The sequence below is a fragment of the Microbacterium sp. Y355 genome, from assembly GCF_059445345.1.
Genome location: NZ_JCAIUD010000001.1, coordinates 2,742,051 through 2,764,191, shown reverse-complemented (window position 1 = coordinate 2,764,191; position 22,141 = coordinate 2,742,051). Strand labels below are relative to the sequence as shown.

Genomic DNA, 22,141 nt, shown 5'->3' with positions numbered 1-22,141 from the left:
AAGTCGATCCTCGCGACTTCCCCACCGGCCGGCACTCACTCAGATCTGGTTCGCACCTCCGTCGACGTAAAGGTTCGATCCGACGACATAGCTGCTCTGTTCCGAGGCCAGGAAGGCCACGACTGCGGCGGCCTCGTCAGGATGACCCATGCGACCTTTGGGAACGGTCGCGACGACGTGCTCCTTCATGGCCCGAGCGGTCTCCTCATCGCCGAAAGCCGCAGTACCTCCGGGAGTCTCGATCCATGCGGGTGAAACGACGTTCACCCGGATGCCACGGCCCTTGAGCTCAGTGGACCACGTCCGCGCAAATGATCGGACGGCCGCCTTCGAAGCCGCATACGCGCCGAAAGCCTCCATACCGCGGTCAGCTGCAGTCGAACCAACCAGGACGATGGAAGCTCCGTCGTTGAGCAGCGGCAATGCCTTCTGCACGGTGAACAGAGTGCCGCGGGTGTTGATCCCGAAGGTTTGGTCGAAGTGGTCTTCGGTGGTCTGTTCCAGCGTCATGAACGTGCCGATGGCAGCGTTCGAGACAAGCACGTCCAAACCCTTTCCACGCGTTCGAACTGCCTCGTAGAGCCCGTCCAAATCGTCCAAGTTCGATACGTCACCGACGACTGCGCTAGCCCGGTCCGTTCCAATCGTCTCGACGGCGGCCGCCAGTTCCGCCTCGCGTCGACCGGTGACGAACACGTATGCGCCCTCGCCTGCCAACCGCGTAGCAGTGGCCAAACCGATTCCGCTGCTTCCCCCGGTAACCACCGCTGTCTTGCCATCAAACTGACCCATGTGACTGTCTCCACTCCCTTTATCGAACTGACACATCAATCCTGCCGCCACAATGACGTATGATCACTCAAACAGCGTCCACTTTTCTTTACAGATCGTCCAAGGGGAGTCCAATGCTCGGGTACGGTGATCCGGTAGCTGACGCGATCGGTCTGCTCCGGCCCCGCACAGTCATCGAACCCATCCTCCGTGCCGCGGGAGAGTGGGCGCTGCGCTTTGAGACCTTCCCGCATGTGCGGATCGGCGGTCTCGTACGAGGGACGTGCTGGCTAATCCTCGAAGGACACGAACCTGTGGTCCTAGAGGAGGGCGACACGTTTCTGCTGGGCAACCCGCCGTCCTACATGCTCGCCAGCACGCTCGAAGCAGATCCTCGCCCCGCGGCGGCGGCGTGGGCGGCAGGTATCGAGGACGAGCTCGTGCGGATCGGACCGGAGTCCGAGGAGGACCTCTACCTCTGCACCGGACATATCGCGTTCGACGACAACAACGCGGCGCTCCTCACGGATCTTCTGCCTCCGCTCGTGATCGTCCGCGCGACCGATCCGCACGGCATGCGACTCGCGCAACTGATCAATCTCCTTGCGACCGAGGTCGGCATCGCCGCCGCTGGCGGCCCGCTCGTACAAAATCATCTCGCACAGATTCTGCTCGTGCACATGCTGCGGGCCCACGCCGCTCAGACCGACCGACCCTCGGGTTGGCTGAGCGCCCTCAACGAGGGCGGCATTGGTGCCGCCCTGCGTGCCGTGCACGCGGACGTGGCCTACCCGTGGAGCCTCAAGGAACTGGCTGAGATCAGCCACATGTCGCGTTCCGCATTCGCGCACGCCTTCAAAAACCACGTCGGCGTCCCGCCCCTCGAGTACGTCATTCAATGGCGAATGAGCCTCGCGCGTGACGCACTCGCGCGCGACACCATGTCTATCTCCGAACTCGCCTGGGCCACAGGTTATCTGTCCGAAAGCGCATTCAGCACTGCGTTCCGCCGCGTGGTTGGCTCATCGCCCGCACAGTTCCGAAAGACGGCACGGGAGTCAGCGAGTTCGGCCGCATAGATCACGGCAGGGCGGGGCTGCCCTCGTAGTCAGCGAGCGGCGCCGCGCCTGTCGTCTCGTACTCGAGCACGAGCAACCCGGTCGGAGTTGCTTCGTGCTTCACGAGGCGAAGCCCGGCATCCGCCGACGGATGCGGAAGCAGCCGGCGCCCCTGGCCGATGATGACGGGAGCCACTGCCAATCGGAGGCTGTCGACGAGCCCCGCGGCGAGCAGCGCGGAGCCGAGACGAGAACTGCCATGGATCTGGAGCTCGCCACCGGGGCGACTCCTGAGCGACGTCACCGATTCGATGGGGTCGCCGCTGAGAACCGTGGTTGGATTCCAGGAACCGCTGCCGAGCGTGTTGCTCACCACATACTTCGGGAGGGTGTTCATGCGGGCGGTGAACGGGTCGGGTTCAGGGATGTGCGGCCAGTCTCGCGCGAACGCTTCATATGTGCGGCGCCCGAGGAGGAGCCCGTCGGCGAGATCCAGCCAGTCGGATGCCATCTTCACGAAGGCTTCGTCCAGGTAAGGCACGAACCATCCGCCCCGCTCGAAACCGTCGCTGGTGTCTTCGTCGGCGGATCCCGGCCCCTGGCTGACGCCGTCGAGGGTGACGAACTGAGTGATGTTGATCCTCACGCTGCGGCCTCCTGTTCGACCAGGTTCGCGAGGGCCGCGGTGACCGATCCCCACCCATCGAAGAAGCCCAGCGCCTGATGGTGCGCGCGAGCCGCGGGATCCCCGTGCCGCACGATGACCTGATAGTCGGTGCCTTCGGGATGCTCGTTGAGGATGATCTCCGCCGTCATCGCGACCGGTTCTGGTGAAGCGGGCCGCCAGGCGCTGGTCACCGCGTTGGTGAATACCAGCCGCCGTCCATCCTCGACGACGAGGAATACCGAGTCCGTATGCGCCACGAACTCCTCGCCGTCCTCGCTCATGCGGGTGACGAACCCTCCGCCAGGGCTGACGTCGAGCTGGTCGACCCTGGTGATCATCGGCGCGGGAATCCACCACTGTGCGAGCCGCGTGGGATCCGTCCAGGCTCGCCAGACGTCGGAGGGCGATGCGCGGATCACGCGCTGCAAAGTGAGGTCGTAGTCCGGATCGATTTCAGCGCTGGTCACGGTGTCTCCTTCGGGTTCGTGAGAAATTGTTCGAGGCGATCGGTGCGGCCCTCCCAGACGAGCCGCTGCTCGGCAAGCCAGTCATCGAGGAGTGCGAGCCGCTCGCGGTTGAGCGTGCAAGTGCGCACCCGCCCGGACTTCGCCGTGCGGATCAGCCCGCTAGCCTCCAGAGTCCGCACGTGCTTCATGAAGGACGGCAACGTGATCGCGAACGGACGCGCCAGCTCCCCTACGCTCGCCGGCCCGCGCCCCAGACGGCGAACGACATCGCGCCTGGTTGGGTCGGCGAGTGCTATGAAGACCTCGTCCAGCGATTGCGAATAGTTAGCCATGCGGAACAGTATTGCGCATACTTTGCTCAGGGGCAAGGTATTGCGTGATCCGGCGGGCGAGATGTAGACGCCCTGACCACCAGTGTGGTGGGAAGCCGCTGCGGAGAGACCGCAGTTTCTTCTCGAAGCAGGCTGAGCAGAGTCTGCGCGGCCGCTTCCCCCTTCGCATCGATGTCCTGTCGAACGGTCGTCAGCGCCGGGGACACACGTGCCGCGAGCGGATTATCGTCGAAACCGACGACGGACATCTGCTCGGGGACAAGGATGCCCCGGTCCCTCGCCCGCTCCATCACCTCGAGAGCTGCGAGGTCGGAAAAGGCGAGGACAGCGGTCGGAGGGTCATCGAGCATCCGGTCGATCCGCTCACGCAGGACGCCATCGACCGCGAGGCCTGGAGTCCCGATCACGGTCGGGACGACGTCGGCCTTATCGAGCGCGCGCATCCACCCGTCCAGTCGTCCGGCGATCGTGGGCGACGTCGTCTCGAGCGAGATACCTGATGATGGAAGATTGTCTGCGTCGAGCGCAGCGACGACGATCGCGATGCGGGAGTGGCCCAGATCAATGAGGTGCTTCGCCGCCTGGTAGGCACCCGTGGCATTGTCGATGCCGACGTCCGGCACTCCGGGGACAGGTGCACCCTCGACGTTCACGATCGGTAGCTTCCGCTCCCGCAGAGCGGTGAAGGCCAACATCGCCGGAGCGCAGGAGTACACGATGGCACCATCCATCGCGATGTCCCGCGCGGGCACCACGCCGTCGCCCCCGGAGGCGTGCAGCAGGACGAGGGAGTACCCGGCGTCGGCGAGCGATCCCGCGACCGCGCGGACGAAGCCGACGGCAACATCGTCGGTGAAGGCATCTCGCGGCGAGTTCGTCAGCACCATGCCGATGACGCCGGTGCGTCCGCGGGCGAGCGCACGTGCAGCCGGATCCGGACCCGCGTAGCCCAGGTCGTCGGCAGCGCTCAGGATCCGTGCGCGAAGGTCTTCGGAGAGTTGGTCAGGCCGGGAGAAGGCGTTCGAAACCGTCATACGGCTCACGCCCACGTGCTCCGCGATCGTCTTCAACGTCACTCGCGCCACCTCGACCACCTCCTCTCCCATTCTGCCCGAAGGGGAGATCAGCCCGGCGGGAATCAGCACGGATCGAGCGCGCTGGAGACGCGCACCGGAGATCGAGGCTCGACCGCCTCAGCCACGCGCCGGAGTCCGCGAGCCAGAGTCGCTCGCATGCGCCTGCGCCAATCTGCCCTGGAACGCGCTGCGAATGCGCGATCCCGTGCTCGGAGGGCGTCGATGCGTTGCTCACGGGCTGCGACCTGATTCTCAGCTCGGCGCTCGACAAGGACGAGTGCCGCAATCATCTGATGTTCCATCACCAGCTCCTTCTGTATCGGTACAGAAGGACGTTACTATACCGGTACAAAGATCGCTAGTAGTTCCGCGAATGATCACGCGGTCGGACCCCGGCGATCAGCGAGGCAGCGGCCAACGTGCCAGGGCAGGTCGCGTCAAGCCGCTGCTCGCGTGGGTCGGTACCGCAGGGCGACCGCTCCGGACCGGAACTCATGGCGATCCACGAGTTCGAGCTGGATACGCTCGCGCAGGCCTGCGAGCAATGTCGGCCCGTGTCCGGCAAGAACCGGTTGCACAACGAACTCGTACTCGTCGATCAGTCCCAGATCTGCCAGCGCCAAGGGGAGCGTCACTCCGCCCACCCACAAGCCCTCGCCTGGCTCTTGTTTGAGCCGCTGAACCGCTTGCCCCAGGTCGCCCCGTACCAACTCGGCATTCCAATCGGCCACGCTCAGCGTGCTCGACACGACATACTTCTTCGCCCGGTCGATGGTTTCGGCGAACGGGATCTCCCACTCATCCATCCAGTCAGGCCATACGCCCGTGGTCGGCTTCCGCCACGCCGATTCCATCATCTCGTAGGTCACCCGGCCGAATAGCAGTGCATCGGCGCGCTCCATCTCGGCGGTCCAATAGCGCATCGACTCCTCGTCTGGCGGGAGCCCGGCCTCGTGATGGCAGCAACCGTCGAGCGTGACATTAATCGAGTATCGAAGTGGTCTCATCTCGCTGCTCTCCCTCGAGCATCGGTGTTCTCCCTGCGTAGGGAACTCGTCTCGTCCGCGAACCACGTCGGTCGCATGCCGACCAGCCTAACGATCCGGCGCCAGGGACTGCTGCACGACGGAGGTCAGAGCACGTTCAGACGCCGACAAGGAAAGTCAGGGCGGCCCAGATAGACACTGTTCCGACCGTCGTCCAGATGGCGATTGCAACGGCCTGCCAGAGCAGCACCCAGCCGCGGGGAGTACCGCCAGCGACGAGGATAGCGGAGGTGAACTGTGTCGGGATCGCCAGAGGTCCGAGAATGCTGGCCCCCGGCACGCCGAATCGCACAAGGTACCTCTTGAACTTCGCGCGCCCCTTCGACTCGGGCTTCTCGGATTCGAACGCCTCCCTGGATTCGAGTACCGCCCCGGATTCGAACGCCTCCCCGGATTCGTCCGTAGCGGCGCCCGCCATGATGCGCGCTGCTCGACGGTCCATTACTGCCGTGCGTGCATGGGAAGTGAGGAGGACGACGAGGAGGACGCAGATGAAGTTGCCGGCCGCGGCGGCGACCCCGGCGATGATCGGGTTGATTCCGCCTACGACGCCCACCATCGCCGCTACCTCGCCCTCGATGAATGGAATCGCCCCGGCGAGCATGACGACCAGTGGCTGCACCAACTCCGGTACCTGAGCTACGAGCTCCTGAAAGCCGCGGACTAGCTCCTCAATCGGATTCACTCCCTGTACTTCCTCTCCATAGTTGTGCGTCGTTTTCGTGTATGCGTGACCCAGTAAAACCTGTGTTCTCAGAACAGGGTCAAGCGGAAAGAGAGCATCGGTCGACGAGGGTCGCACTAATTACGCGGCAGGACGGCAGCGGCGACGATGACGTTGCTGACGATGATCGAGGTGACGGTGCGTGCCACGGCCTTCGCCGTTGCTCCCGCTCCCCAGTTCCCGTCCTTGAGCTCCTCTGCTCGCGCGATGACCGGCGATGTCCACGGGATGTCGCGATCGAACTGCGGCAGCGTGCCGCTGCCGTAGAGCAGTGCGGCGAGCGCCGCGGTCCGGGGCGTTGGCTCGGCTCCGTCAACGAGCACGGCGCGGACGTCGCCAAGCAGCATCCGACGATGCCCAGAGTCCCCTTCTTCGATCACCGAGGTCTCGATGAAGCCGAGAGCCTTGCGTGTGCGGCGACGAAGGTCGCCGTGCTCGACAAGTCGGTCCAGGAGCGGTTCACGCAGGGCGGGTCCGATCGCCGCCAGGACCGTCTGCACCCCTCGGGGCTTGTCAGCCACATACTCCCAGGTGGCGCGCAGAAGGTGATCAGACGGTGGGTTGTCCGCGACGGCCTCTATGGTCAGTCCCCCCAATCGTCCGGTGTCGGTTCGCACATGGCCGCCGTGGCCGAGGTCGGCGAGGATCGCGCCGGCGAGGACATAGTAGAGAGTCCCCTCGCCCGCGATCGTTCGGGACTGCGGTTGGAACAGCAAGAGGAGCAGATCCTCGGCCAGCGTCTGCCTTCCGCCCGCGCCGCTGTCGGTCCGCTCCGGGGAGGAGACGTGCGGCTCTCGATTCTCATCAGTCATTCTCAAACCCTTCTCGTCTTCGCGGATGGCTCTCCCGTGCAGTCTCTGCCGTGTTCCCAGGACCAGGTCAAGTCACGTCATCCGCCGGCTCTTTGGTCCCCTCCTGGAATCTCCGCAGTTGGTCCTTTGCGGCGGCATGCGCTCGTACCAGCACGTCGAGTTGCGCATCGTTGTACAGCTCGTTGATGGCATCCACCATGGTCTGTGAAGTGATGTACGCGCTCTTGGACAAGTGGGCCGCGGGATCGTTCAGCCATGGGTAGTCGATGAGATTCTGCGCAAGGCTTTTGGCGAGCCTTGCGATGAGCGGAAGTCGAGTGTCCTCGTCCGCATCGGCCGGCAACCTGTCGAGGTCGGCGCCGACATCCTCAGTATCCTCAGCGATCTTCTGGATGTCAGCCAGCGCCGACTCGTCGTACAACTGCGTATAGATATGAATAATTGACGTGTCATTCTCTGACAACCGGGATGCCACCGACCCGAACCCGGCGGGAGTGTCGGCGGGAACGTCATCTCGAAGGATGATGGCTATGTCCGCTCGCGCCTTCTCCAGCCGCCGGATACTCTCTTCGAGCTCGGCGTCGAGTTCGCGCAACGTCTGCGGCGTACTGTCCGCGCCCGCCCGCACAGCACGGATCTGCGAAAGGGGTACCCCGAGATCCGCGAGACGCCTGATCCTCAGCAGGCTCACGAGATGGTGCACCTCGTACTGCTTGTATCCGTTGTACTCGCGCTCCGGCTCCTCCAGCAGACCGAGGCGATGATAATGACGGATCGTATTCACCGTCGTCCCGGCACGCTCGGCCAGCTCGCGCGTACTCCACGCCACAGTCGCCTCCTTCACAGTTCGCGTTGCGGAGGGCTAGTCCCGCTGCCCTCCGTCCATCAGTAGACACCGTGTTGTAGCAACATCGTCAAGGGGACTTCAGTAGCCGATCCCCCGAGAACGCGCCGTAACCGCTACCCACGTTCCAGGCGTATTGCGCGGCAAGCGACTTCGCCGGGTCGCTTTGGCGCTGGTGGGAGTTGCGTCGGGTCCGGGAATGTCTCAGGCTCCCGAGCCGCCGTCGACGGGAACGATCGCGCCGGTCACCGCGGAAGCCCTGTCGCTAAGGAGCCATGCGGCGGCCTCGGCGACTTCGCTGGCCTCGGCCATGCGACCCATCGGCGACGAGGCGGTGTTGGCTGCGATGACCCCCGGCGTTTTTGCCTCCCACTCGTCCATCATTTCTGTGGCGGTTCCTCCGGGCATTAGGCCGTTGACGCGGATGCCCTCGGGGGCCCAGGTGACAGCTGCGGTCTCGGTGATGCTGTTCAGCGCCCGCTTCATCGCCCCGTAGGCAGGAAGCGGCGGGACGGCGCGGCGGCTGCCGATGCTCGAGGTGTTGACGATCGCGCCGCCTCCGCCCACGCGCATGAGGGCGGCTTCGGCATTCATCGCCGTCCAGTGGGCGCGAAAGTTGACAGTGAACTGCTGGTCGATGTCGTCGTCGGTTGTGGTGTCGAGCGGGCCGATCTGCTGCTGGTTCACGCCTCCGTTGTTGAAGGCGCCGTCGAGGCGTCCATGGAGCTCTTCGACACGGGCGACTGCGGCGCGGATGCTGGCCGCGTCAGTGAGATCCATGGAAACGGCGTCGGCGGTGCCGCCCGCCGTTCGGATGTCCGCGACGAGCCGGTCGAGTGCCTCGGTATTACGGGCTGCGAGCACAACGGCGGCACCCTCGGAGGAGAAAAGGTGAGCGGCGGCAGCGCCGATTCCTCGGCTTGCGCCGGTGATGAAGATGACTTTTCCGGCCAGGAGGCCACCTGAACTGGGTTTGGTGTTGTCTGTCATGCTTCAAGTGTCAATCGGCGATGAATCCGGATACAGGCACAAACGGTACTAGGGTCCGGAATCGCTTCGGGACGACAATGAAGTCATGGACAAGCAAGAACTCGGAGCGTTTCTCCGTAGCCGGCGCGAGCGCCTCCGACCTGAAGACGTGGGGCTTCCGTCTGGGCCCCGCCGCCGAACTCCGGGTCTGCGCCGTGAAGAAACCGCCGTGCTCGCGCACATCTCGACGGAGTATTACGTGCGCCTCGAGCAAGGCCGCGCTCCACGCCCCTCTTCAGAAGTGCTGGGGGGAATCGCGGCTGCGTTGCGCCTCACGGATACCGAATCCGACCATCTGCACGCTCTCGCCGGCACCGCACCCGCGAGATCCGGCCTGCACCGACGGGATGTTCGGCCGAGCATCCTCGCTCTTCTGGAACGACTACCCCAGACTGCCGGAATCGTCATGTCGGCAGCATTCGAAGTCCTCGCCTGGAACGATCTCGCCGCTGCACTCATGGAAGACTTCGCCAACCTCTCCCCCCGTGACCGTAACCTGGCCCGCAAGGCCTTTCTAGGCGCCGAGCCGTCTAGCGACCGGCTCTACGGAATCTCCGATGACGTCGATTTTCGCCACAGCGTGGTCACCGAACTCCGCGCAACTCTCACCCGTTACCCCTCGGATCCGATCGTGTGCGGTCTCGTGGCCGAACTCCTCGAGGGCAGCCTCGAGTTCGCGCGGTTGTGGCAACAGCACGACGTGGCCGCATCTCCCGCTCTGCGGAAGACTTTTCGAAACACCCCCGCCGGACAGATCACGGTCGACTGCGATTCGCTGTCGCTCACCGAACTGGACCAGCACGTGATTCTCTACACGGCTCCCCTTGGCACCCCGGACGCCGACAAGTTGGCGCTTCTGGCAATCATTGGAACGCAAAAAGTGACGACCGAGGACGTCGGATAGGTCTTGCCGAGTCGAGATGGAACCTTCAACTCAGTTGATGTAGGTTCCTGCTCGACATGGCGAACTCAGCGAGCATAGCCGTCGTCATCTCGGCTGTCGCCGGGTCTATCGGGCTTCTCTGCGCACAGATTTGGCAGAGGATCGACGAAGAACTCCGCCGGTAGCCTCATAGCGAAGTAATTCAGGCCTCGCTCCATGCAGCCGTTACAGCGTGGACGGCGAGGCGGAGCGTCTCGCCTTCGGTTTCGACCCGCGCCGCCTCGTCCGGCAGAGCGCGCTCCGTCAGGAGGCCGCTCATCACGGTCGCGAGGAATCGCGCCCGCTGCTCGATTCCCCCCGGAGAAATCGCGCCTTCCTCAATGAGAGCCGCCAACCATCGTTCGATACGGCGGCGACCCATCCGCTCGAGCGCGATATAGGTGGCCGCTTCGTCATCTGCAGGGGGCGATGCCACGTACGCCTCGTAAAGAGCGCCCCATTGCGCTCGGGCGCGGTCGCCGACACCCACTTGCGCGAGGATCAGTCGCAAACCCGCGATCAGGCGCTCGGTCGCCGTCATCGTGTGGTCATTGATGGGGTCATCGGGGATGTCGATGTCGTAGATCGCGGCGATGACCGTGTCGATGAGGTCCCGCTGCGTGGGAAAGAAGTGCCTCAGCGAGCCCGTACTCACCTGGGCGCGAGAGGCGACCGCTCGAACGCTCAGCCGCGCGGTCGGATTCTCTCCGAGCATGGTCGCGGCAGCGATCAGGATCTTGTCGCGCGTACCTGGCTCCCTGGTTTCAGCGTCCATGTCTACCCTTCTGCTGGCATCTGTCTATTACAGTGTGCTAGCTTATCCCCTCGTTGACTATCACGCTGTACTAGTTCGGAATTGGGGATCGAGGAGATGGGAATCAGACATTGGCGCAACCGCCGTGTTCGCGCCGGATCCGGTGAGTCGCTGCGTCGGTATCGCTGGTGGCAACTGTTCGGCAGATCGCTCCGGTCGATCACGTTGCCCTTAGCCGACGGCACGACATCCACCTACACGGTCGATGTCCGCCACGCCGGCGACATGACGGACGGCGAGATCCGCGCACGCCTCTACGTGAACGGATCGTTGCAGTCGTACGCGAAGATGCCTACCCGCTTCTCCGTCCCGGGCGGACACATCGAGGTCGCCATCACAGGCTTCGGGCTCAAACGCTGTCACTATGTGGGCGCAGACGGCACCGAGCAGCAACTGACTCCCGATCCCGCATCCGCAGAAGGGCGCCGCGCCCGGCTGCACCACAGGCACCCCGGCCTGAGCCGGCTGATCGGCATGGCCTCGACCGCGGTCGTCGTCGTTGGTTTGTGCGTGGAAGTGCCGCAGATCATCGAATCACTCTCGCAGATCCCTGCCGTCGCCGACGCGATCGGAACCTTCACCTCCCCGGTGCAATTCCCACTCCACATCAACCTGCTCATAGGACTCGGGGCCGTGATCGGCAGCACGGAGCGAGCGTTGCGGATGCGATCGAGCTGGATCGACGAACTCGCCAGCTGAACTCACGAAAGGAAACACCCATGACGAACACCACACCGAACTGGCTCCTCCAGCTGGACGATCCGGTACCCAGCCCTCGTGTTCCCCCCGCCGTCGAATACCATCGCGTCTACGCGGGTGAGAAGCGCCGCATCCTCCGTGGCATCCTCGCGATCATCCTGCTGTTCGTCGGGCTGGTCGGATTCGCGCAATTGTTCCTGATCGGGGCGCGCCTCGTCGACACGGAGCTCCTCGGGCGCACCGGCTTCACGCCGCTTCAACAAGCCGCAGGTGCACTCTCGCTCGTCGTGCTCATCCCCTATTGCATGCTGTTGCAGCGCCTGCTCTACGGAATCCCATTCCGGTCGATGCACTCCGTAGTCGGGCGCTTCCGATACGGCGTGCTCGGACGAGCGCTGCTCGCCTTCGGCCCGGTACTGCTCGTCGTCTTCGCCTCCGTCTTCCTCCTGGCACCCGTCGACCAGGTCCCCTGGTCGACATTCGACCTCGTCGCTTACTTCGTGATCGGCATGCTGCTGACACCACTGGCGGCAGCCGGCGAGGAGTATGGATTCCGTGGTTTCATGTTCCGCATCGTCGGCGGTTGGACGCGCGGCGCACGCCTCGGCGCGGTGATCGGCATCGTCCTCCCGACGGTCCTCTTCTCTCTCTTCCATGGCTCGCTCGACCCCTATATCCTCACCTCGTACCTCGTCCTGTTCGGATCCTTGGCGATCGTCACCTGGCGCACCGGAGGGCTCGAGACCGCTGTCGTCCTCCACGTCGTCTACAACGTGACGGCCCTCGTGCTCAGCACAACGCTGCACGTCGATATCGGCGGCGCGCTCAACAGCCGGGGAGAGATCTCAGGATCCGTCGCCAACCTCATCCCCAGCGCGGCACTGATCCTGATCACCGCTGCAGTCTGGTGGATCACGCGGAAAACCGGCCCAGCACGCACCCCCGTGCGCTGAGCGGCCAAAGCAACCTCGCAAAGCACAAAGCACCACACTCGCCACTAAACATCGGAATGATGCCGGAGAGCCGCCCTCAGCGACGGTCTCCGGCGTCACAACGTCCGATTCCACCAGCCCCATCTCGACCGCAGTATCGGGCCACGTTTATGGCGGACCGCCGACCGGTGGTCGGACACGCACCGGAAACGATCGTGGGACCGCCGCTGACGCCCTGGAGCTTCACCAGCGATCAGGGGCCTCGCCCATACAAATCCGCCAATCGGTGACGCGTGGATTCTTCGTCCGATCGAAAACGATCAGTCTCGGGCGTCTGCGCGAATCTCCGAGTGCTCGCGGGGTCGTCTACTAAGCTGGCTCGATGGCTGCCGCTTCCGAAGAGATCACTTCTTCGTTGGTTCGCTCCCTTGTGTCGGAGCAGTTCCCTCAGTGGTCGGAGTTGCCGATCCGCTCGGTGGAAGTTCAGGGGTGGGACAACCGCACCTTCCGGCTTGGTGACCGAATGACTGTCCGCCTCCCAAGCGCTGACGGCTACGTCGCCGGCCTAGTCCGGGAGGAGCAAACCCTCACGATCCTCGGCTCCAGCTTTCGCGTCGCGATCCCCCTCGTAGTAGCGACCGGGGCCCCCTCGGCGGCATTCAACCGACCTTGGTCCGTTCGCGAGTGGATTGAGGGGCACACTCTAACCGCGGTTGAAACGCGCGAGCGAGAGAGCGCCATCAGTAGCTTGGGCGACGCCCTGAGGGAGTTGCAGGCCTGCGACACGGTCGGAGGCCCATGGGCGGGAAGCGCATCTGCTTACCGCGGCTGTCACATCAGCGCGGTTGGCGAGGAGGTACAGGGCCGGCTCCCCCTACTGGCCAGACGCCACGCTGAGGGATGTCGGGCACTCTGGGATGCGGCCGTGACCACAGAGTGGACCGAGCCGCCGGTGTGGGTCCATGGCGATGTCGCGCCAGGCAACATGTTGTTCGATAGCAGCGGCCAGTTGGCGGCGCTTATCGACTTCGGACAGACGTGCGTTGGTGATCCCGCCTGCGACCTGGCCTTCGCATGGTTGAGTTGCAGTTCTCGCGAACGTGATCGACTGCACGACCGGCTAGAGCTACCGGAGGATGCATGGTTACGAGGAGCTGCCTGGGCGCTGTGGAAGGCCCTCATCAGTTCCCCCGAAGAGGTGCTTACCAAATACGGGCGCTCACGTGATGCCGTGCTGAGCGACGTGGCCGACCTGACGACGGGATAAGAACGACGCTCTTTTCCCGTGCCTCCCACTAACGATCGTTTTGGGCAGGTCACCGATCGCCGCTCGAGGCCCGTCCAACACGCCAGTTAACTGGCTCCCGAAACACCCCTCCGGGACCTAACGCGCCGAAACGGGCCGCGCGACGTTTCCGGCAGACAAGGCGAGGCGTGAGGCCGGAACTCAACTACTGACATGTCTCGTGAGACAAGTCGTCGACACCTGGTGGCCTCGCTACACGTACCAAATATAAGAGAAGGGCGAGTCGCGACCCGGCAGCCGGCTAATCCGACGCTCCGCACTTTGACTGCGATTGCACAGGTACTGGATGTCCCCGTTGGCGCCATCATCCCCGACGATGCGCCCGACCTGCGCCAGCGGTGAGCGACTACTCGACTTCAGGCGCTGGAACATAGAGCGCGCGCAGTGAGTCGATTGCAAAAGCACGCATAACGTCCGGCGAAATATCTCGCGAGGGGTAGCCGTCTCTCCCATACGCTAACTGGCCAGACTCCTCCTCGATCTGCCAACGATATCGATCGAGGACCTCCGCGCTGACCAGAGCGACGAACTGCTTCGCATTGAAGTTGAGCTCGTAGGACACGGAAGAACCGACCCACTCCGCCAAGCGGACGAAGGCTCTCCCAAGCGACACGAAGGATTCATAGTCGGCGACGGTTGAATCAAGCGTCCCTGAGAGCTCCTCCGCCGAATAGCAGAACACCAACAGCTCACACACGGGCGCCAGCAGCCCACGTTCGCGAAGTTCGTCGAACCGATCGAGAAGGTGAGGGCGCCAGTACGCAGCGAACCCGTAAGCGATCTCCTTCTTCCTGTCGCGAAACTCGCTTGTTCGAGACGCAAGCCACACCAGGTTCAGAGACTCTTCCTCACCGACCAGGTCGATGACATCAGATACATCGAAGACTCCGGCGACCACGCCTCGAGCTGTCTCCGCGGCGAGTAGCTGGCGCACTTCGGTTCGAGGCGCGCCGACCCGATCTACGTCATCGATACGTGCTCGCAGTCGGGCAGCAACAAAGGCAAGTAGGCGCGCACTCGGTTCTTCGACCTTGCCTCGCGCCGCCCGGAAGCGTGAGAGCGCCAACCTCGCAAGCGCATCGTCTGCCCCGTCGATGATCTTAGCCAGATCAGCGGTGCGGCTATCTAGGTCGAAACCTTTGCCACTCACGACTTCTTCAACCAATTCGTCACTCACATCGTCCTCAGGGATAGCGAGTATGAGGTAGCGGCCGAAATACGTTGGATCCGAGATCGACCGCTCATGACCGACATGATCGCGGGCCCCAGGAGAACGCACGCCTTCGAACATGAGCGCGAGCACCGCAAGCGTTCCTTGCACGTCGGCCGCAGGATCGGCGCGAGAGATGAATTCTTCCCAGCCTGCTGGCGTCATCTCTTCTCGATCGAGGAGGCCGGTAGCTCTCGATCCCGAGCGAAGAAGATCAAACGATCGATCAAGCTCGGCCCAAACGCCGTGGGACGCGAGACGAAGCCACGTCACAGCGACGAAGTCAATGACGTCGAGTTGCCCGTCATTGACGTGCGAGGAGAAAGCCAGCAGGTGCTCCCGAAACCGACCGAGCGTCCGAGGAGTCTGAATCTGCGTCGCGATCGTCTCCACCAGCGACGATGCCCGATAGAGACCGATTTCGTCCAGTTGTCGTCCGGTCGCTGACAGCAGATCATCGACAGCGGCGCCCGTCAGGCGGAGCGTCGCCGCGCGCGGAAGCGGGGGTGTCTCGAAGGGGTACTGAACGATTTTCTCCATGAACGCCGTTGACCGGCCAACAGCGCCAGTGGAACGAAGTAGATCTTCAACGGTGTCCTGGTCGTAGGCGATCAGGTAGTGCACACCTCGGAAGCGCCCCAAAAGACGCAGCACCCGAAGAAGCGTAAGAAGCTCATCGGCACCGAGACGATCTACATCGTCCACAACAATGAGAACGCGCTTGCCTAGCGCCTCGATCTGTAGCGAAAGCTCTTCGAACTGCTTATGCCACGGCTCTTTCCGCTCCATCTGAGCAAGTACCTGATCCGCAGTACCTCTTAGGCCGCCCCCGATGACGGGAATCGCTCCGAGTAGCGGAGCCGCGTAAGCCGCGTAGCTAGCCAGCTGTCGCCTCATGTCTCCATCAAGCTTCTCGCCGAGCACTTCGGCAAGCGTGCTGACGAACTCCAGCGACATCGACGCAGAATCACCGCTTGACCATGGGGTGAAATCGACGATCATCCAGTCGTTGGGAAGCCCGCTTCGGACTCGGTTCAAGATCGATGTCTTACCCGATCCCCACGCGCCTACGAGACCGAACACCGTACTTGGGTCAGTGGCGCTAGCAAGTTGTATCCGCTGCGCAAGTGTGGAAATGAACGGCTGACGTCCAAATGTGTCAATCGCGTCTACGTCAAGGGGTTCGTCTGACCAGTGACGATGTACGTCTTCTTGCTCGGGCACACGCACACCCTCTCCGGGAAAGATCCAACACGTCTATACCCATCGACGCTATGACCTAATTGTCAGTAACGCCAAGTGACTGCCATGTAGCGGTGGATTTTGCCAAGTTCAGTTGGAACCTAAATCAGTTGAAGTCCCCGCCAGGTGCCATGTCCATGAAGCGGGAGTAGTGACCCTGGAACGCCAGGTTGATCGTCGCAGTCGGGCCGTTGCGGTGCTTGGCGACGATCAGGTCGGCCTCGCCCGGACGCACGTCTTTGTCGTACACCGAGTCGCGGTGCAGCAGGATCACCATGTCGGCATCCTGCTCGATCGAGCCGGACTCACGAAGGTCGCTGATCTGCGGCTTCTTGTCCGTGCGCTGCTCAGAACCACGGTTCAGCTGCGACAGCGCGATGACCGGCACCTGCAACTCCTTCGCGAGCAACTTCAGCGCACGCGAGAACTCCGAGACCTCTTGTTGGCGCGACTCGACGCGCTTACCGCTGGTCATCAGCTGCAGGTAGTCGATCACGACCAGGCGCAGGCCCTCGCGCTGCTTCAGACGACGGCACTTCGCACGGATCTCGACCAGCGTCATGTTCGGGCTGTCGTCAATGAAGAGGGGCGCGTCGTTGATGCGCCCGCGGGTCGCTGCAACCGTGGTCCAGTCGCGCGGATCGAGCGATCCCTTGCGCATGTGCTGTAGCGGAATCGCGCCCTCTGCGCTGAGCAGACGCATCGCGATCTCGCTTTTACCCATTTCGAGGGAGAAGAACACGGCCGGCTGGTTGTGGCCGATCGCCGCAGCACGAGCAAAATCCAAAGCGAGCGTTGATTTACCGACAGCGGGCCTCGCGGCCACGACGATCATCTGACCGCCGTGCAGGCCGTTGGTGAGCTCATCGAGCTCTTTGAACCCGGTCGGCACACCCGTCATCGACCCGTCACGGCCGCTGGCTGCCTCGATCTCTTCCATCGCAGCATCCACCGCGACCGTCAGCGGAACGTAGTCTTCAGTTGTCTGCGTGCCGGAGACCGCGTAGATCTCGGCCTGCGCGTTGTTGACGAGGTCGGTCGCGTCGCCCTGACCGTCGTAGCCGAGCTGCACGATGCGCGTGCCGGCATCGACGAGGCGGCGGAGGATCGACCGCTCGGCGACGATGCTGCCGTAGTACCCGGCGTTCGCCGCGGTCGGCACGATCGAGGTGAGCGTATGCAGATAGTCGGCACCACCGGCCCGGCCCAGCTCACCGGTCTTGATCAGCTCGTCGGTGACGGCAACCACGTCAGTGGGCTCACCGTGCGAGTACAGCGAGAGGATCGCTTCGAAGATGAGCTCGTGCTTCGGAATGTAGAAGTCGGCGCCTTTAAGCGTCTCGATCACATCGGCGACAGCATCCTTCGACAGCAGCATGCCGCCCAGCGCACTCTGTTCGGCGAGGAGGTCATGCGGCGGCACGCGCTCTGGTTTGCGGTTCCCGCCGAGACGCTCCTCCGAGATGTCGGCAATCGACACGGTTCTCCTTTGGTGCGCTTGTGGCTGGTGTGACACAGGAGTCTTTGACCCCCAGTGCCGTACGACGGCGGCGTGTTCCGCGGTTGCAATGAGCGAACCACCAACCACCGACATCTCGTCGCTCGTCCACGCTACGAGCGACCTTTTCCACACGCAACAGCACCTGTGGATAACTCTGTGGATAGTGTGCGGAGAACTTCGGAGTGTCTGTGTAAAACGGGTGTGGATAACCCTGTGCTGACAGGCAACTTTAATATTCTTTATTGCTGCTGATCAGGTGTTTACACTTTCCCCACCCTGTGGATGGGATTCTGTTTAAACTCCCGATTGAAGGTTGGTGCCGTTGCGCGGAGTTGTGTACAACCTGGGGAGAAGTCAAGTCTTGATTTTCTCGGGCGCGTTCCCTGTTTTTCCCGGGTGCACGGCCGTCATTCTCTCCATGAAATGCAAAACGCCCCCTGCCCCGGAGGGCAGAAGGCGTTTCGCGAAGGTGTTGCGGACTACTTGGCCGCGACAACCTGAAGGGTGATGACGGCCACGACGTCTTCGTGCAGACGCACGGTCGCCTCGTGGTTACCCGTCGACTTGATCGGCGAGGTGATGGTCACCTTGCGCTTGTCGATCGAGCCGAGGCCAGCAGCCTCGACAGCGGCAGCGACGTGATCGGTCTTGATCGAACCGAACAGGCGTCCGGCAGCGCCGGCCTTGACGGCCAGGCGAACCTTCGCGCCCTCGATCGCGTCCTTGAGTGCCACTGCCTCGTCGCGGTCGTGGATCGCACGCGCCTTGCGAGCAGCCTGGATCGATTCGACCTGCTTTGCACCACCACGGGTCCACGCCGTAGCGAAGCCCTGCGGGATGAGGTAGTTACGGGCGTACCCGTTCTTGACCTCGACAACGTCACCGGCGCTTCCGAGCCCGGAAACTTCGTTCGTGAGAATCAGCTTTGCCATCTCAGTACCCCTTACCGGCCAGCGCCAGCGTAGGGCAGGAGCGCCATTTCGCGTGCGTTCTTGATCGCCGTAGCGATCAGACGCTGCTCCTGCACCGAGACACCGGTGATACGACGGGCGCGGATCTTCCCACGCTCCGAGACGAACTTGCGAAGGGTTGCGACATCCTTGTAGTCAATGACGCCAACCCGGATCGACTTCGCGGGAGCGGTGGGCTTGCCACCCTTCCGCGGCTTGCGGCGGTCGCCGCTCGACTTTCCAGCCATGGTTTTTCCTTATGATGAGCGGATTCGAACCCTTGACGCACCGAGCGTGTCGAAGCGTCAGAGAACGGATCCAGAAGTTGTTAGAACGGGGTGTCGTCGCCGAAGCTGCCCGGAGTGCTCCACGCATCCGCACTTGTCGACGAGCCGGGGGTAGACCACGGCTCAGACGACTGCTGCTGCTGCGCGGGGCGCACCTGTCCGCCACCGCCACCGGCACCGCCGGAAGCTGCGCCGGAACCACCGGAAGCCGCACGGGTGACCTGCGCCGTCGCATACCGAAGCGAGGGGCCGATCTCGTCGACCTCCAGCTCGATCGACGTACGCTGGTTGCCCTCGCGGTCCTGGTAGGAGCGCTGACGGAGGCGTCCCTGCGCGATGACGCGCATGCCCTTTGTCAGAGACCCAGCCACGTGCTCAGCGAACTCGCGCCAGACGGACGCACGGAGGAACAGCGCATCGCCGTCCTTCCACTCGTTCGCGGCACGGTCAAAGCTGCGCGGCGTGGATGCGATGGTGAAGTTCGCCACCGGCAGCCCGTTCTGCGTGTATCGCAGTTCGGGGTCGGCCGTGAGGTTTCCCACCACGGTGATGACGGTTTCGCCAGCCATGAGTCTTAGGCCTTCGCTGCCTTGGCAGCCTTGCGAGCAGCCTTCTCTTCGGAGCGCTTCGCTTCGAATGCAACCATCGCCTGAGCTTCCTCAGAACGGAGGACCTTGGTGCGCATGATCTGCTCGTTCAGACCCAGCTGACGGTCGAGTTCCTGAGTGGTCTCGCTCGTAGCGGTGAAGTTGACGACGGCGTAGATGCCCTCGGTCTTCTTCTGGATCTCGTATGCAAGACGGCGCTTGCCCCAGATGTCGACCTTGTCCACAGTGCCACCATCATTGGTGATGACCTTGAGGAACTTGTCGAGCGTAGGGGCTACCTGGCGCTCGTCGATCTCGGGGGTCAGAATGACCATTAGTTCGTACTGGTGCGTCACTTACCCACCTCCTTCGGACTAGAACGGCTTTCGGGAATTTCCCGAGAGCAGGAGGGTGTGTGCACGTGTCTGTCCGCGGACCGCGGATTGCAGGCCGATGGGCAGACAACCACAACAGTCTACCTGAAATCAGTGGCGAACCCGCACGGCCCGTCATCGCGCTCGGATCAAAGCCGCGCTAGCGCCGAATCGGATCCCGGTGCGGCGTCGGCTCGAGCGTGTAATCAGTGGTTGGGTCTGCCCAGGTGTCCTCGCCCGCGCGCCCTCGTGCACGACGTAGCGCGACGACGGTGCGTACCAACGGACTGCCGAGCCCGAGTGCCACACGGCCCGCGGCCGAGCGATCTTCGACGCCGAGCACGCTCTTGCGGTGCCAGGCCGCGTGCAGCGCGCCACCTCGCCCGACCGGCACGCTCCTCGGTCGCAGCCTGCCCTCGCGACGCAGAGCCACCAGTTCCTCCACCTGTCCCCACCAGGTCGACTCGGCATCCGGATGGAAGTAGTTGTCGCGCATCCACCGCGGGTGCGCATGCCGGAATCGCCGGCCGATGACCTCTTCCGCGCCTCCCAGCAGCCCGCTGCCGAGGAAGACGGTGTTCAACAGCGGCTTATGCACGCCGAATGTGTCAAGCGCGACGACCGGGATGCCACGGGCAATCGCCTCCACGACCGCAGTAGAACTGACAGTTACTAACCCCTCAGCACTCTCCAAAGCGGCTGCCATCGGCTGATGGGAGAACACCAGGTTCGCGGGGCGTGCGGCAAGGAGATCGGCGTAGGCATCCCGCTCGAGGTGCGTCTCAGCCTCCCCCGGCCGGGAACGCAGCTTCACCACGACGCGTCGAGTCGGATCGGCCTCGGCCGCACGGCGCAGGATGCCGGCGAGTTCGGCACGCTCAGCGCGTTCAGCGGGAACGAGCGCCTGGGCGGCGAACACGAGGTCAGTGCCTGATGCGCGTGGAGCCAGTGGTTCGACGTTCGCGGCCCCCGCACGCGAAGAGCTGAGCGCGCCCCTCGCGGTCGAACTTCTGCGGACTCCCATTCCCACGAGTTCCGGCGTCGCGACATCGAGTCGTGCAGGCCGCAGCTCCGACGCGTGTTCGCCCTGCGTAGGCCGCGCGAACGGCAGCGTCGCCAGCGCCGTCGGCACCGTCACGCCGATCCGGCGGCCGAGCTCGGCGAACGCCCGCTCCTCCCGAAGCGAGTGCAACACGAGCAAGTCGCTCTCTCTGCGGTATTCGAGAGCCCCGCGCTGCGCAGGGATTGACATGCCCGGTAGCCCAGTGACGACCACCGGGCGATGCGTCAGTCGGTCGATCTGTCGCGCGACGAGCCGAACGAACGGCCCCCGCCCTGCCAGCACGACGACGTCGGGAACGTGACCCCTCAACCAGCCGCCCAACTCGTCGAAGCCGAGCCTCGTGACCGCCGCATCCTGAAACGACGTGCCGACGAGGGCCGCTTGTTGCTGCGCCGCACTCACCGTCAGCGGTGTGCGGACGACCAGTAGGTGCCGACGAATACCAGGGACGGAGTCGAGCAGCGAGGCGGACCACTTCACGAAAGAATCTGCATCCGCGATCGCGACGACCCGCAACTCGCCCATGCTCATGCCGGGATGCGGCGCAGCTTAGCCATCGGCGCCTGCTCGCCAGGGAAGACCCGCTTGACGCCGTCGCCGAGAGCCGTCTCGATGACGCGAATGTCACGCACGAGGTGCTCCAGGCCGGTCGGCTCGAGCGAAGCGGCGTGATCGGAGCCCCACATGGTCCGATCGAGCGTGATGTGCCGCTCGATCGCGACAGCGCCGAGCGCGATGGCCGCCAGCGAGATCTGCAGTCCGCGCTCGTGACCTGAGTAGCCGATCGGCACGCCGGGGTAGCGGTCACGCAGCGTCGCGATGACGCGAATGTTGGCCTCCTCCGGCTCCATCGGATAGGTGGAGGTGGCGTGCATGAGCACGACGCGATCGGTGCCGAGGGTGTCCAGCGCACGGTCGATCTGCTCGATCGTCGACATGCCGGTGGAGAGAATGACCGGCTTCCCCGTCTCACGGATAGCGTCGAGCAGCTCGATGTCCGTGACGCTCGCGGAGGCGACCTTGTGGGCGACGACGTTCAGGTCCTCGAGGAAGGCGACACTGGGCACATCCCACGGGGAGGCGAACCAGTCGAGCCCCTGGAGTGTGGCGTGATCGCCGATCTCGACGTATTCGTCGCGCCCGAACTCGACGCGGCGGCGGTAGTCGAGATACGTCATCGTTCCCCACGGCGTCTCCCGCGGAACGTCGCGCATGTGCTGCGGTGTGGAAATCTCGGGGGTGCGCTTCTGGAACTTCACGGCATCCGCTCCGGCGCGCGCAGCGACGTCGATGAGGCGCTTTGCGATGTCCACATCACCGTTGTGGTTCAAGCCGATCTCCGCGATAACGTACGCGGGTCGTCCGCCACCAATCACGTGCGATCCGATGCTGACAGTCATAATCGTCCTCCAGTCGTCAAGCCTTCTG

25 protein-coding genes are annotated in these 22,141 nt (G+C 63.7%); 5 read left to right on the top strand and 20 right to left on the bottom strand.

The genetic code is table 11. The features are described from left to right. Positions 1–39: 39 nt before the first annotated feature. Complete coding sequence (locus AC1C2O_RS13320; protein WP_495430916.1) at positions 40–792, bottom strand: SDR family NAD(P)-dependent oxidoreductase; 753 nt, start codon at positions 790–792, stop codon at positions 40–42. A gap of 113 nt (positions 793–905) precedes the next feature. On the opposite strand from AC1C2O_RS13320, the gene AC1C2O_RS13315 reads away from it, so the two are divergent. Further along, the gene (locus tag AC1C2O_RS13315; RefSeq protein WP_495430915.1) at positions 906–1,850 is read left to right on the top strand and encodes an AraC family transcriptional regulator; all 945 of its coding nucleotides are present in this window, start codon (positions 906–908) and stop codon (positions 1,848–1,850) included. 1 nt (position 1,851) lies between these two features. On the opposite strand, the gene AC1C2O_RS13310 is transcribed toward AC1C2O_RS13315, so the two are convergent. The 10 genes from AC1C2O_RS13310 to AC1C2O_RS13265 all read right to left on the bottom strand — a co-directional run bounded on the left by AC1C2O_RS13310 (position 1,852) and on the right by AC1C2O_RS13265 (position 8,787). Continuing rightward, positions 1,852–2,475 carry a dihydrofolate reductase family protein gene (locus AC1C2O_RS13310; RefSeq protein WP_495430914.1) on the bottom strand — a complete coding sequence of 208 codons (624 nt, stop codon included), beginning with the start codon at positions 2,473–2,475 and terminating at the stop codon, positions 1,852–1,854. Continuing rightward, positions 2,472–2,963, bottom strand: coding sequence for an SRPBCC domain-containing protein (locus tag AC1C2O_RS13305; RefSeq protein WP_495430913.1), 492 nt, complete (start codon positions 2,961–2,963; stop codon positions 2,472–2,474). Before AC1C2O_RS13305 ends, AC1C2O_RS13310 begins: the two co-directional genes overlap by 4 nt. Further along, on the bottom strand, positions 2,960–3,295 hold the full coding sequence (locus AC1C2O_RS13300) for an ArsR/SmtB family transcription factor (RefSeq protein WP_495430912.1): 336 nt from the start codon (positions 3,293–3,295) through the stop codon (positions 2,960–2,962). Before AC1C2O_RS13300 ends, AC1C2O_RS13305 begins: the two co-directional genes overlap by 4 nt. Positions 3,296–3,321: 26 nt before the next feature. Beyond that, a complete protein-coding gene (locus AC1C2O_RS13295; RefSeq protein ID WP_495430911.1) occupies positions 3,322–4,371 on the bottom strand; it encodes a LacI family DNA-binding transcriptional regulator in 1,050 nt (349 codons plus the stop codon). A 62-nt stretch (positions 4,372–4,433) separates the two neighbouring features. Further along, positions 4,434–4,673 carry a hypothetical protein gene (locus AC1C2O_RS13290; RefSeq protein ID WP_495430910.1) on the bottom strand — a complete coding sequence of 80 codons (240 nt, stop codon included), beginning with the start codon at positions 4,671–4,673 and terminating at the stop codon, positions 4,434–4,436. Positions 4,674–4,808: 135 nt separating this feature from the next. Then, positions 4,809–5,378, bottom strand: coding sequence for a dihydrofolate reductase family protein (locus AC1C2O_RS13285; protein ID WP_495430909.1), 570 nt, complete (start codon positions 5,376–5,378; stop codon positions 4,809–4,811). A 136-nt stretch (positions 5,379–5,514) separates the two neighbouring features. Next, a complete protein-coding gene (locus tag AC1C2O_RS13280) occupies positions 5,515–6,102 on the bottom strand; it encodes a small multidrug efflux protein (RefSeq protein ID WP_495430908.1) in 588 nt (195 codons plus the stop codon). A gap of 116 nt (positions 6,103–6,218) precedes the next feature. Beyond that, positions 6,219–6,953, bottom strand: coding sequence for a GOLPH3/VPS74 family protein (locus AC1C2O_RS13275; protein WP_495430907.1), 735 nt, complete (start codon positions 6,951–6,953; stop codon positions 6,219–6,221). A gap of 67 nt (positions 6,954–7,020) precedes the next feature. Continuing rightward, entirely contained in the window at positions 7,021–7,782 is a 762-nt protein-coding gene (locus AC1C2O_RS13270; RefSeq protein ID WP_495430906.1) for a helix-turn-helix domain-containing protein, read from the bottom strand. A 219-nt stretch (positions 7,783–8,001) separates the two neighbouring features. Then, positions 8,002–8,787, bottom strand: a complete 786-nt coding sequence (locus AC1C2O_RS13265; RefSeq protein WP_495430905.1) for an SDR family NAD(P)-dependent oxidoreductase — start codon at positions 8,785–8,787, stop codon at positions 8,002–8,004. Positions 8,788–8,872: 85 nt separating this feature from the next. Here AC1C2O_RS13265 and AC1C2O_RS13260 point away from each other — a divergent pair, with 85 nt between their 5' ends. Then, positions 8,873–9,730, top strand: coding sequence for a helix-turn-helix transcriptional regulator (locus tag AC1C2O_RS13260; RefSeq protein WP_495430904.1), 858 nt, complete (start codon positions 8,873–8,875; stop codon positions 9,728–9,730). A 181-nt stretch (positions 9,731–9,911) separates the two neighbouring features. Here AC1C2O_RS13260 and AC1C2O_RS13255 read toward each other — a convergent pair whose 3' ends face one another. Beyond that, positions 9,912–10,523, bottom strand: coding sequence for a TetR family transcriptional regulator (locus AC1C2O_RS13255; protein ID WP_495430903.1), 612 nt, complete (start codon positions 10,521–10,523; stop codon positions 9,912–9,914). Positions 10,524–10,619: 96 nt separating this feature from the next. On the opposite strand from AC1C2O_RS13255, the gene AC1C2O_RS13250 reads away from it, so the two are divergent. The 3 genes from AC1C2O_RS13250 (at position 10,620) to AC1C2O_RS13240 (ending at position 13,460) form a co-directional block, all read left to right on the top strand. Then, positions 10,620–11,261 carry a hypothetical protein gene (locus tag AC1C2O_RS13250; protein WP_495430902.1) on the top strand — a complete coding sequence of 214 codons (642 nt, stop codon included), beginning with the start codon at positions 10,620–10,622 and terminating at the stop codon, positions 11,259–11,261. 20 nt (positions 11,262–11,281) lie between these two features. Then, the gene (locus AC1C2O_RS13245; protein ID WP_495430901.1) at positions 11,282–12,214 is read left to right on the top strand and encodes a CPBP family intramembrane glutamic endopeptidase; all 933 of its coding nucleotides are present in this window, start codon (positions 11,282–11,284) and stop codon (positions 12,212–12,214) included. 361 nt (positions 12,215–12,575) lie between these two features. Then, entirely contained in the window at positions 12,576–13,460 is an 885-nt protein-coding gene (locus AC1C2O_RS13240; protein WP_495430900.1) for an aminoglycoside phosphotransferase family protein, read from the top strand. Positions 13,461–13,845: 385 nt separating this feature from the next. On the opposite strand, the gene AC1C2O_RS13235 is transcribed toward AC1C2O_RS13240, so the two are convergent. From AC1C2O_RS13235 to AC1C2O_RS13200, 8 genes are all read right to left on the bottom strand, one after another. Beyond that, on the bottom strand, positions 13,846–15,933 hold the full coding sequence (locus tag AC1C2O_RS13235; protein WP_495430899.1) for a P-loop NTPase fold protein: 2,088 nt from the start codon (positions 15,931–15,933) through the stop codon (positions 13,846–13,848). A gap of 124 nt (positions 15,934–16,057) precedes the next feature. Next, positions 16,058–17,431, bottom strand: a complete 1,374-nt coding sequence (dnaB, locus tag AC1C2O_RS13230) for a replicative DNA helicase (protein WP_495430898.1) — start codon at positions 17,429–17,431, stop codon at positions 16,058–16,060. 500 nt (positions 17,432–17,931) lie between these two features. Beyond that, entirely contained in the window at positions 17,932–18,384 is a 453-nt protein-coding gene (rplI, locus tag AC1C2O_RS13225) for a 50S ribosomal protein L9 (RefSeq protein WP_495430897.1), read from the bottom strand. 11 nt (positions 18,385–18,395) lie between these two features. After that, positions 18,396–18,650: a 30S ribosomal protein S18 gene (gene rpsR, locus AC1C2O_RS13220; protein ID WP_017829850.1), complete on the bottom strand. Its 255-nt coding sequence runs from the start codon at positions 18,648–18,650 to the stop codon at positions 18,396–18,398. An 80-nt stretch (positions 18,651–18,730) separates the two neighbouring features. Beyond that, positions 18,731–19,258 (bottom strand): single-stranded DNA-binding protein, encoded by a 528-nt coding sequence (locus AC1C2O_RS13215; protein ID WP_495430896.1) that lies wholly within the window; start codon positions 19,256–19,258, stop codon positions 18,731–18,733. Between the two features lie 5 nt (positions 19,259–19,263). Then, on the bottom strand, positions 19,264–19,632 hold the full coding sequence (rpsF, locus tag AC1C2O_RS13210) for a 30S ribosomal protein S6 (protein WP_438253718.1): 369 nt from the start codon (positions 19,630–19,632) through the stop codon (positions 19,264–19,266). 178 nt (positions 19,633–19,810) lie between these two features. Continuing rightward, positions 19,811–21,244 (bottom strand): DUF6716 putative glycosyltransferase, encoded by a 1,434-nt coding sequence (locus tag AC1C2O_RS13205; RefSeq protein ID WP_495430895.1) that lies wholly within the window; start codon positions 21,242–21,244, stop codon positions 19,811–19,813. Next, on the bottom strand, positions 21,241–22,113 hold the full coding sequence (locus AC1C2O_RS13200; protein WP_495430894.1) for an N-acetylneuraminate synthase family protein: 873 nt from the start codon (positions 22,111–22,113) through the stop codon (positions 21,241–21,243). Before AC1C2O_RS13200 ends, AC1C2O_RS13205 begins: the two co-directional genes overlap by 4 nt. Between the last annotated feature and the right edge of the window lie 28 nt (positions 22,114–22,141).